General features: G+C 68.6%; 11 protein-coding genes. All 11 read left to right on the plus strand.

Features of this window, described 5'->3' with window-relative positions; genetic code table 11:
• Window positions 1–1,801, plus strand: a 1,801-nt coding sequence (gene dnaN / locus ABD844_RS52640) for a DNA polymerase III subunit beta (RefSeq protein WP_344897799.1), incomplete at its 5' end; no start/stop codon positions are given.
• A 154-nt stretch (window positions 1,802–1,955) separates the two neighbouring features.
• A complete protein-coding gene (locus ABD844_RS52645) occupies window positions 1,956–3,056 on the plus strand; it encodes a ParB/RepB/Spo0J family partition protein (RefSeq protein ID WP_344897802.1) in 1,101 nt (366 codons plus the stop codon).
• Window positions 3,057–3,127: 71 nt separating this feature from the next.
• Window positions 3,128–4,003, plus strand: coding sequence for a hypothetical protein (locus ABD844_RS52650; RefSeq protein WP_344897805.1), 876 nt, complete (start codon window positions 3,128–3,130; stop codon window positions 4,001–4,003).
• A 240-nt stretch (window positions 4,004–4,243) separates the two neighbouring features.
• Window positions 4,244–5,047: a GP88 family protein gene (locus ABD844_RS52655; RefSeq protein ID WP_344897808.1), complete on the plus strand. Its 804-nt coding sequence runs from the start codon at window positions 4,244–4,246 to the stop codon at window positions 5,045–5,047.
• Entirely contained in the window at window positions 5,044–5,580 is a 537-nt protein-coding gene (locus ABD844_RS52660) for a DUF6349 family protein (protein ID WP_344897811.1), read from the plus strand. Before ABD844_RS52655 ends, ABD844_RS52660 begins: the two co-directional genes overlap by 4 nt.
• A gap of 143 nt (window positions 5,581–5,723) precedes the next feature.
• Window positions 5,724–6,281, plus strand: coding sequence for a hypothetical protein (locus ABD844_RS52665; protein WP_344897814.1), 558 nt, complete (start codon window positions 5,724–5,726; stop codon window positions 6,279–6,281).
• A gap of 71 nt (window positions 6,282–6,352) precedes the next feature.
• Window positions 6,353–7,171, plus strand: coding sequence for a DUF4192 family protein (locus tag ABD844_RS52670; RefSeq protein ID WP_344897818.1), 819 nt, complete (start codon window positions 6,353–6,355; stop codon window positions 7,169–7,171).
• A gap of 61 nt (window positions 7,172–7,232) precedes the next feature.
• Complete coding sequence (locus ABD844_RS52675; RefSeq protein WP_344897821.1) at window positions 7,233–7,655, plus strand: hypothetical protein; 423 nt, start codon at window positions 7,233–7,235, stop codon at window positions 7,653–7,655.
• Entirely contained in the window at window positions 7,652–8,494 is an 843-nt protein-coding gene (locus ABD844_RS52680) for a hypothetical protein (RefSeq protein WP_344897824.1), read from the plus strand. The genes ABD844_RS52675 and ABD844_RS52680 overlap by 4 nt, the downstream gene beginning before the upstream one ends.
• Before the next feature lie 61 nt (window positions 8,495–8,555).
• Window positions 8,556–9,734 (plus strand): N-6 DNA methylase, encoded by a 1,179-nt coding sequence (locus tag ABD844_RS52685; RefSeq protein ID WP_344897826.1) that lies wholly within the window; start codon window positions 8,556–8,558, stop codon window positions 9,732–9,734.
• Window positions 9,735–9,817: 83 nt separating this feature from the next.
• On the plus strand, window positions 9,818–10,199 hold a 382-nt coding region (locus ABD844_RS52690), incomplete at its 3' end, for a hypothetical protein (protein ID WP_344897828.1).

The following is a 10,199-nucleotide window of genomic DNA, read 5'->3' on the forward strand; positions in this document are numbered from 1 at the left end:
CGCCCCCGCCGACGTCGGTCCCGCTGAAGAGCCCTCGGCCGCGACGGCACCATCTGCACCGGACGCCGCACCTGCGCCGGACGGCACGGCCACGTCCAAGCGCCGCAGGCGCAGCCCGCGGCCCTTAGGCGGAAGGAAGAAGGCGGCCCCGGCTGAGCAGTCCGCCCCGGAGGGCGAGGCTTCTGCCCCCACGGAAGAGGGCGAGCCCGGGCCGGAGGCCACGACCACCGGAGAGGATGAGCCGTCCCCCGAGGGCGAGCTCACCCCGGAGATCGAACCCGTATCAGGAGCCGACCTCAACCCGGAGTCCGCACTGGAGACCCCGACCGAACCCGAGTCCGAGGCAGCACCCGAAGAGAAGCTGGAGCCAGAGGGCGCACCCGCCTCCGAGGCCGAACCGGAGACGGTGAACCTACCTGAGGCCGAGGACGAGCCGACCGCCGACGCGGAAACCGAACCCGTACCCGATTCCGAAGCGGAGCCCAACGTCGAGCCCGAGCCGGAGGCAGCAGATGGAGCGGAGCCTGAGCCGGAGGGCGCGGCCGGAGCAGGGCCGGAGCCGTCGGGCGAGCCCGAGCCGGAGTCGGAGGCGGTTTCCGAGCCGAAGCCCAAGAGGCGCAGGCCCGCGAGGAGGAAGGACGCGCCGCCGCCCGTGCACTTCCGAGTGGTGCGGGAGAAGTTCGCCCAGGCTGTGTCGTGGGTCGCCCGGTGTCTGCCGCAGAGCCCGATGGTGCCGGCGCTTGCCGGAATCCGTCTCGACCTCGCCGGCGGCAAGCTGAAGCTGTCGGCGTATGACTACGAGTCCTCGGCTGAGGTGACCATCGACGTGGCAGCCGAGCGCCCTGCGGAACTGCTCCTGCCCGGGCAGCTCCTCGCCGAGATCACGAAGGCTCTCGCCGACTACGAGGTGTACGGCAGCATCGACGGAGCCAAGGTCTCTCTCTCGTGCGGAGACGCCCACTTCACGTTGACGAGCATGCCGGTTGAGGACTACCCCGACCTGCCTGAGATGCCGCCCCCTGCAGGCCGGGTCTCGGGCCACTTCTTCGGTGCCGCCGTCGGTCAGACGGTCGTCGCGGTGGGGAAGGACGAGACGCTGGCCATGCTTACCGGCCTGCGCATGGAGATCGAAGGCGATTCGGTGACCATGGCCGCGACCGACCGCTTCCGCCTGGCCGTCAGTCAGCTGACCTGGCGGGCGGCGGCACCAGATGTCGCCACCGCGGTGGTGGTCCCGGGGCGGCTGCTCGCCTCCGCGGCCAAGAGCTTCGCCGCCGTCGATGACGTGGAGATCGGGGTGACCCTCGACGCTGAGCACGGCGGACAGCTGCTGGGCATGTCAGGCGGAGGCCGTCGCACGACCGTTCGGCTCCTCGAACCGGAGTACCCCCAGTACCGGAACTTCGTGCCGACCGAGTTCCTGCACGAAGCGGATCTGAATACCGAGCAGCTCCTGGCGGCGGTCAAGCGGGTGACGCTGGTTATCGGTCGCGGGTCGCCGGTACGGCTGAACTTCCACAAGGACAACAGCCTGATGGTGGTGGCCGATGACGGCGACTCGCACGCCTTCGAGAAGCTGCCGGTGGGGTGGCCGAAGGACACCTTCTCGATCGCATTCAACTACGAGCTGCTGGTGGAGGGTTTGTCGGCCATCAAGTGTCCGGTGACGCGGTTCCGGATGACGAATTCGACGTCCCCCGCCGTGCTCGTCGGAGTCGTCCCGGAGGAGAAGGACGGCGAGATACCGGAAGAGGTCATGGACAGGTACACCTACCTGATCATGCCGATGCGACTGGCGTGACCGCCGGATGATGCCCGCCCGGCAGCGACCGGGCGGGCATCATCCTCAGACATTTTCGCAGGTAAAACGTGCAAATCCACTGTACGTCAAGATCGTAAAAAGTTATGATGATGATATCAACAACAACACAAACCACCCCACCAAGGAGGCAGCCATGACCACCGCTCCGACCACCGAAAGCCAGGAGACCGCCCCGCAGCAGGAGAAGGCGAAGGGCGCCGGCAAGATCGTCGCCCGAACCATCCCCGTCTCCGCGATCTTCCCCGACCCGGAGCAGCCGCGCGAGCACTTCGACGAGGACAAGCTGAACGAACTCGCCGCCTCCATGAGGAAGCTCGGCCAGCTCGAATCGATCGCCGTGCGCCCCGGGCCGGCGAACACCTACCTCCTCATCGCGGGCGAGCGCCGCTGGCGGGCCGCCCAGATCGCCGGCATCACCAAGCTGCGCGCCAACGTCCACCTCGGCGTCGCCGACGGCGACCCGATGACCCTCGCCAAGCAGGTCGCCGAGAACGTCGCGCGAGCCGACATGACCCCGATGGAGGAGGCCAAGGCGTTCCAGCGCCTGGTCGACGCCGGGTACTCGATAGAAGAGGTCGCCGAGATGTGCGGCAAGTCCCCGGCGTACGTCGGCTGGCGCATCGACCTGCTCCAGCTCGCCCCCGCCGTCCAGGAAGCCATGGCCAAGGGGCATCTGCCGGTGAACCTCGCCTGGTACGTCGCCAAGCTCGCCCACGACAACCAGGTGAGATTCCTGTCCAGGTGGGTGCGAGGCGACTTCCCAGCCGCACGGGACGCCGAAGCCTTCGCTCAAGCATGCGCGGCCGAAGAGAAGCGGCAGGGGGAGCAGGGCGCCATGTTCGTCCTCGCCGACGCCGATGAGGCGGCCCAGGCGCTCGCCGACGACGGCCAGGAGCCCCTGTTCGCCGACCTTTCGAACGACGAGCAGGAACGCATCACGGTGGAGCGCAAGAAGCTCCTCGGCAAGATCGACCGGATGTCCGAGATCGGGACCGTCCTGTCCGAGATCGCCACCATGGAGCCCGGCGAACTGGCCCTGCTCCTGGCGGGAGCTCCCGGCGGGCTCGCCGCTCAGCGCCAGCGCATCACCCACCTGCAGAGCCTGGCCGTCAAGGCCAATAAGTCCCTGCGTGACGCGCAGATGGCAGCGGCCGTCCGTGCGGGCGGCACGCAGGCCACGCCCGAGGCCGCCATGGAGGCCACGCAGGACTCTGCCGTGATCAACCACGCCTAGAACGCTATCACTATCATAAGAAACATCGGGGGCGACATGGTCGCCCCCGATGTGCCAGGAAGGAGGGGGCGGTGAGGACCGTCACGCTGACACGCCGCTTCTATCGCGTCACCTACCTCAACATCACCTGGACTCTGCCCGCCGACCCGGTCGGCAACGCCCGCGTGGCGAGCATGCTCCGCGCCGCCCGCGGCTGGTCCTTGCCCATCACCGTCACACCGTTCACCGTCCACCAGGCTGCACCCGCCTGCGCCTGGTGCTGTGCACGGCCCCGCGCCCTCGTCTGGGCCGGAACCGTTCGCCGCGACAGCCCTTGGTGCGACTCTCCGCAATGCCAGAGCGCACGACAGCGACGCGCGGCCGGCTCGACGTCCGCGCGAGGAAGGGAGATCCCGATGATGAACGTGGAGCCCGGCTACACCGTGGCCTACGACCTGGCCCAGGTCATCGCCCTGGCCGAGTTGGCGGTGGCGGCCGAGCCGGCCGCCGCCATGGAAATCTCGCTGGACGGCAGCCGCTTGCGGTTCAACGCGGGCCCGAAGACGATTCTCGCCGCCCTCGGAGGCGAAGGCCGCACGATCGGTACACGGATGACTCTGACGTTCAAGTCCCGCGCTCCCGTCATCAGCGTCGAGAGCAAGAACGACATCAGCGACCTGGACTTCATGCGTCAATGCTTCGCCGAGGGCGGCAAAAGGCTGTACCTGACGAGGAGCCATGGCCAGCGGTCGGGATGGCTGCCGACGTGCAACCCGACGCTGGACCAGCGGAGGCCGCCGTACGACATGCCCGAACGGTACAAGGTGGCGTGCCACACCAGCCCTGGCCCCTGGCACCTGCTCGACCTGGAGACCGGCCTGGCCTACCGGACCAAGCCAGGCCAGGCCGCGTTGCAGGGCTCGCGCAGCGAGATGGAGGCTCTGGCCGAGCGGCTGAACGCGTCCTGACGTTCCGCCTTTGACCATGCGGGGCGGCCTGTCGCAGCCAGGCTGCCCCGCGCCCTCCGGCATATCAAAGACGCCACATCTTGCGATCTGGATATGAAATGCGACGTCTGTCCCCCGACTCTCCGGCTCACCGAAAGGCGCCGCCATGCCCGCAGACCAGCCCGCCTCTAAAGGCCCTCAGCCGAGCACCGGCCAGAAGCCCCTGGCCTGCGTTCCGCGCAATACACGAGGGGGCAGGCCATGAGCAGGCAGGTAAACCGCATCCAGGGCACGCTGTTCGACCTCCCCAAGGTCGGGCTGGCGACAGAGCGCCCGAGCAAGTTGCTCATGCGCAACTCTCGGCTGAGACGAGACCCGGAACGTATCTGGAACTGGACGCTACCCGCCTTGGCGGCCGTGCTGCCGTCGGGCCGGAAGATCGTGACGTGTCCGTCCGCGTCCACCTGCGCCGACATCTGCTACGCCCTCTTCGGGACGTACCGCTTCCGCAACGTACTCGAGCGACACGTGGCCAACCTCCGCTTCGTCGTGGAGGACCTCGAAGGGTGGGAGCAGTCGATGCGCGCAGAACTCGCCTCGCGGCGCTTCCGCCACGCGGCGGTGCGCATCCACGACGCCGGCGACTTCTTCACCGACAGCTACCTTGCGGCCTGGCTGCGGATTATCGCCGCCCGACCCGAGACGTTCTTCTACGCCTACACGAAGGAGGTGAGCAGATTCAAACGGATGGTAGAGCCGCAGCCACCGCCCAACCTGGCCTGGGTCTATTCCCTGGGCGGCAAGCACGACGCCCTGCTGGACCCGGCCACCGACCGGGTCGCTGACGTGTTTCCCACCGAAGCGGCGATCAGCCAGGCCGGCTGGCACTCGCAGGCGACCTCCGACCTGCTGGCCGTGCAGGGCCCGAGCCCAGTCGGGATGTCCGTCAACCGGATTCCGACGGCCGTGCGCCTCCTGGGCAACCGCACGCTGGGCCAGATGCAGCAGGAGAGTGACCGCCGCAAGCGCGCGCTCAGGGCTTCACGGAGAGGAGAACCGCGATGAGTGAGCCCGCGCCTGCTCATGACGACCACATCCGCGTCGCCATCACCCATGCCGATCAGCCTGTGGGCGGGAACTGTCGCGTCGCTGTCCGGAACATCACCGCCCGGGCTCGGCGTGCAGGTGAAGGGAGTCGGCCGTCCGCGCCGAACGACGATGATGAACCGACGCGCGGCTCTCGGTACAGGTCGTACTGCAAGGGGTGCGGCCACGCGGGGCCGCTTCAAGAGGATGAGAATCGTGCGGTGGAGGACGGCTGTGATCATGCCTTCCCCGGATGGCGCTCGATGCCGGTCGTGGTGCATCGGCCCCACACCGACAAGCCGCAGCCGCTCGCCCGCTGGAAGGAGGGGGTCCGCGCGGTGTACCCGGCTGAGTGGCTGGACCGGCAGGGGCCCGTACGTGAACTGCGCCACGGCCTGGGGAGCCGGCATGTGCCCGGCCTCGCGCCAGGCGGCGGCTATCTGATGGCGGTGATGCGGCCGGCCCCGGGTGGGCCGATGCGCTTGCCTGCGATCCAGACGTCGCTGTTCTAGCGACACACCAAGCGAAGCCGCACACCAACAGCCTGACCTGCGAAAACGATCGTTTTCAGGCGCGATCACATTGCTATCAAGATCATAAAAAGTTATGATGATGATGTAAACAAAAAGCCCCAAAACTACTGAAGGAGCCCCGCATGTCCGCCACCGCCACCGCCCTCCGCGAGCAGGCCGCCCGCGACGACCAGGCCGCGTACGACTCCTTTGAGCGTTGCGGCACCGACGGCGCGCTGAGCCAGTGGGCCCACAGCCAGAACGCCCAGGAGGCCCGCCTGCAGGCCACCATCACCGAGGCCGACGGAGTCGCCCTTTTTCCCGCCTTGTTCGACCTCAACGGCAACCTGGTGCGCGCCAAGCTCATGCACGGCCAGTGGGGCGCCTACTTCGCACTCCTCGACGAGGGCGGCCGGATCACCGGCCAGTGGTTCACCCCCTCCAAGTCGAGCGACGCCCGCCGCGCCCGCGCCGCCGACGCCGCCCGCACCGTCGGCGACCTCAAGGGCGGCTACATCGGCTACGTGAAGGCCCCGGCCAAGGCCGAACTGCGCGGCGGCAACGTCGCCACCGTCACCGCCGTCGCCGTCCGCACCGACGGCGGCTACTCCCCGGACGTCGAGATCGTCGACAACGGCCAGCACAGCGAGTACGGCGAGACGCTCGGCCGCTGGTACGCCATCAGCGGCGGCCTCATCTGATCTTCCCCACTCTGACCCCGGGGCCGCCCGCCCCGGGGGCTATTTCCCATGCCCTCAAGGAGGCACACCCCATGACCGCCGCCGACCGCGCGCAGATCACCGCCACCGTGAACGCCGCAGTGCAAGCCGCGACCGCCAACATCGACGCCTACGTCAAGGAGGCGTTGCGCCTGCTCGACACCTTCCACAACGGCGCACTGGCCTCGCCGGACGACCTGCCCCTCGTCCTGGCCCTCCACATCGACCGGATCCGTGACATGGCGCTGCAGGCCATCAACCCCGCCAACGCGGCGAACCGGTCGGACACGTGGACCAACCTGGCCATGCGCACTGAGCCGGTGTTCATTGCGCCCGTCGCCACCCTGGCCGCCTGCGCCGCGTTCCTCGCCGGCGACGCCAAGCACGGCACCGGAGCCCTGGAGACGGCCCTCATCTGCGACCCCGGCTACCGGCTCGCTCACCTGATGCAAGGGATGCTGCGAACCGGCTCGCTCCACGCCGACTTCGACGTGTCCGATCTCCCGTTACCTGACGTCCAGCCGCGCCGCACCTGGGCGATCCCGCTGCTCCGCCGCGCCGACCTGCACCGCCAGCTGACCGCGACAGGCCCTGCCGCAATCGCCGGACACGACCTGGGCACCGCCCGAGCCGCCGTCGCGCGGGCCGCGCATGCTGGCGGCCTCGCCGTCACCTTCACCACCACCGACTCCGCCCACTACGAGCGGGACGGGAAGGCGCTGACCATCACCTACGGCCACGACGGCGGCCTCGCGCACGCGTTCTGGATCCACACCAGATCCCAGCCCGGCCGTCGGCTCGACTCGCTGCCCGATGTCCTGGCCGCTCTCACTGCGTTGGCGTCGGGCCCGGACGACATGCCGCCCGCCTGACCCTCTCGCCCTCGGGGCGGCTGTCCGCCCCGAGGACACCACCACACGGAAGGAACCGAACATGCTCAAGTTCCTGTTCGACGTGCCCACCACGGCGACCGTCGAGCTACCGGCCGAAAGCGAGCACGCGGCCAACGAGATCATCGACGCCTACAAGGGAGCGCGCTTCAAGACCCACGCCATCGACGGCGTGACCGATGGCTACCGGCAGGTCCAGCTCATCGAGCTGAGCACGGACGGGCCCGCCACCCTGGTCGCCTGCTGGTGGCACACCGACACGGTTCCCACGGCGAACCAAGGCGGGCCCCAGCCCTCAGCGAGGGTCGTACTTCCGCACACCGTACGGGCCAACCTCACGGAGCGACTGGCCGCCTGGGACCGCGCTGCCGACGGCACGAGCAGCGATAGCGAGCACGCCACCGCGGCCGCGCTGGCCGAGGATGTTCGCACCCTGCTGCAGCAGGCGGAAGGCGGGGCGAAGTGAAGATCCCCGACGATGTGCTCGCCGTACTGGCAGACCCGCGCGTGGTCATCGTCGGCGATCGCGTGCAGATCCCGTTCGAGCTGGACAGGCCGCTATACGAGCATGTGGACCGCATCCTGCGGATGGCCGGCGCCAGGTGGGACGGCCGTAAGAAGGTCCGCGCCCACGTGTTCGACCACCAGACCGAGGAGTTCATGCTCCAGGTGATCGCATCGGCCGAGTTCCCGTCACGGTACGAGCAGGGCTGGTACCCGAGCCCGCCCGCCGTGGTCGAGCAGGTCCTGGAGCACGCCGGCATCAGCGACCGGCGCCCGGGACTGACCGTGCTGGAGCCGTCCGCCGGCACCGGCTGCATCGCCGGGCCAGCCGCCGCCCGCGGCGCCGTGGTCGACGTCGTCGAGATCGACGCCCGCCGCATCGAAGTGCTGCGCCGCCACGACTTCGCCCGACGTGTCATCCACGGCGACTTCCTGGCCGATGTGCACCCGCTCGACTACCCGGAAGGGTTCAGCCGAGTGGTCATGAACCCGCCGTTCGACAGCGCGATCGCGCATGTGAAGCACGCTCTGGGCTTCCTCGGCGACGACGCCGTCCTGGTGGCCGTCATGCCCGAGTACGTGCTCTGGCGTAGCGACCTCGTGACCAAGAAGTTCCGGTGGCACGTGAAGGCCAACGACGGCGAGTTCGTGTCGCTGCCCCGGGATGCGTTCACACCGTCCGGTGTCACCGTCCACTCCGTTCTCGCGATCGTGCCGACCGGCCACGAAGGGTGCACCGTCCGCAACCACAGCTGGCACCGCAGCCACCCCAAGCAGCAGTACGAGCTGTTCGCCATCTGAAGGAAGGAACCTCACCCGTGATCCGCATCGCGCACAGCCGCACAGAAGGCGAGACGAAGTGATGGCCCGGCGACGCCGCCAGGCCGGCCCGGACTCGCGCCAGTTCGACCTGTTCACGCTCGCACCTCCAGCGACGGCCCCTTCGCTGCCCACGCCCACGCCGGCGACAACGACGCGGCTGCCCACGCCACCCACGGCCCCGCGGCCCACACCCGCCGGGGGAGCGGCACCGCAGTCCCAGCCCAGCCCTCCCCTGGTCGATGGCGACCGCAAGTACAAGCTGACCCGCCGCTCAGCCGGCGACATCGCCGAGCGGGCCGCCGAGACGTGGCACCGGCGGCGCGTCGGCGACAATCTCGCCATCCCCCTGGGCATCGTCGCGGGCCTGGCGCTGCTGGGGCAGACCGGTACAGACGGCACCGACACGACCACCTTCGTTCTCGGCCTCCGCAAGCGAGAACTGCTGAAGTTCCACCAGCGCATATGGGGCTACGCATGGATCCGGCACCCCTACCTGGTGGAGATCGCCAGACCGATCCATGAGTGGCTCAACGAGGAAAAGGAGCCGCCAGCGAAGGTGATCGACACCGTGCACGCAGTCACCCACGCCGCGCTCAGCAGCGGGCTGCTTGCCATCACCGGAGACCCCAACCCCGTGATGCGCTGCGAGGCCGATCTCCTGGGGATGCTACTGAGCCGGTTGCGGTCGGAGGGAGCGCGCCTCGCGCTCGCTGAGATCCACACCCCACCCGACATGGCCGACCTGATCGCCCGCATCGTGTTTGACTGTGGCGACGAGCTGAAGCCAGGCCAGTGGATCGACGAGCCGACCGCCGGCACCGGCGGCCTGCTGCGCTCGACCGCGCTGCTCATGCGCATGCGAGGCCATGACCCGCACCAATTCGGATGGTCGATGGGAGAGATCGACCCGATCGCCGCCGCGTGCGCAGCCGTGAACGCGATCGTGTGGGACCTCGGCGGCAACGTCCTCATCCACGTCGGCGACACCCTGGCCATCGGCAACGGCCCGTCTCGCGCCTACGCGCACCGCAAGGCAGTGGAAGCCCACCACAAGGAGCTGGTGAAAGACGCCACGACGGCGGCCCGCTTCATGGTCGCCTTCCGCAAGCTGATGACGATCGTAGGCGAGGTGGAGGAGTCCTCCCATCAACGGCCACGCCGACCAGATCCTGCAGGCCACCTTGGAGCGGCTGTGCAGGCGCACATCGTCCGATCCTGACCGAAGGAGAGAGCCACCGCCAAAATCGATGAACCCGGCCCGTCATCGTTGTTATCAGTAAAGTAAGAGAATATGATCAAGATATGAAATATGCCCTCGCTACGTGCACCTACCAGGAGTTCATCCCCAGCATGGGCCACGCCGTCCGCACTACGGTCGGCGCACCCCGCGGCCCGCTCGGGTACACCCTGGCCGGCAACGCCACGCTCCTCGCCCCCACCCGCAAGATGCTCGGCCTGACCCATGACGCGTACAAGCCGCTCTACCTGCGGCACCTGGAGACCGCCGGCATTGAGGCGATCCTGGCCGAACTCGAGGAGATCGCCGCCGACCTCGATCCGGTGCGACCCCTGGTGCTGCTGTGCTTCGACCGGCTGGACCGGCCGGGGGCCTGGTGCCACCGGCAGATGGCTGCGGCCTGGTTGAAGGAGCGTGCAGGTATCGAGGTGCCCGAGCTCGGCGCCG

Source organism: Nonomuraea antimicrobica (genome assembly GCF_039536965.1).
Classification (GTDB): domain Bacteria; phylum Actinomycetota; class Actinomycetes; order Streptosporangiales; family Streptosporangiaceae; genus Nonomuraea; species Nonomuraea antimicrobica.

What these genes read in the sequence shown, in the direction of transcription:
- ABD844_RS52645 (WP_344897802.1), top strand. Translation starts at nt 1,956, where the DNA reads ATGACCACCGCTCCGACCACCGAAAGCCAGGAGACCGCCCCGCAGCAG.
- ABD844_RS52655 (WP_344897808.1), top strand. Translation starts at nt 4,244, where the DNA reads ATGAGCAGGCAGGTAAACCGCATCCAGGGCACGCTGTTCGACCTCCCC.
- ABD844_RS52660 (WP_344897811.1), top strand. Translation starts at nt 5,044, where the DNA reads ATGAGTGAGCCCGCGCCTGCTCATGACGACCACATCCGCGTCGCCATC.
- ABD844_RS52665 (WP_344897814.1), top strand. Translation starts at nt 5,724, where the DNA reads ATGTCCGCCACCGCCACCGCCCTCCGCGAGCAGGCCGCCCGCGACGAC.
- ABD844_RS52670 (WP_344897818.1), top strand. Translation starts at nt 6,353, where the DNA reads ATGACCGCCGCCGACCGCGCGCAGATCACCGCCACCGTGAACGCCGCA.
- ABD844_RS52675 (WP_344897821.1), top strand. Translation starts at nt 7,233, where the DNA reads ATGCTCAAGTTCCTGTTCGACGTGCCCACCACGGCGACCGTCGAGCTA.
- ABD844_RS52685 (WP_344897826.1), top strand. Translation starts at nt 8,556, where the DNA reads ATGGCCCGGCGACGCCGCCAGGCCGGCCCGGACTCGCGCCAGTTCGAC.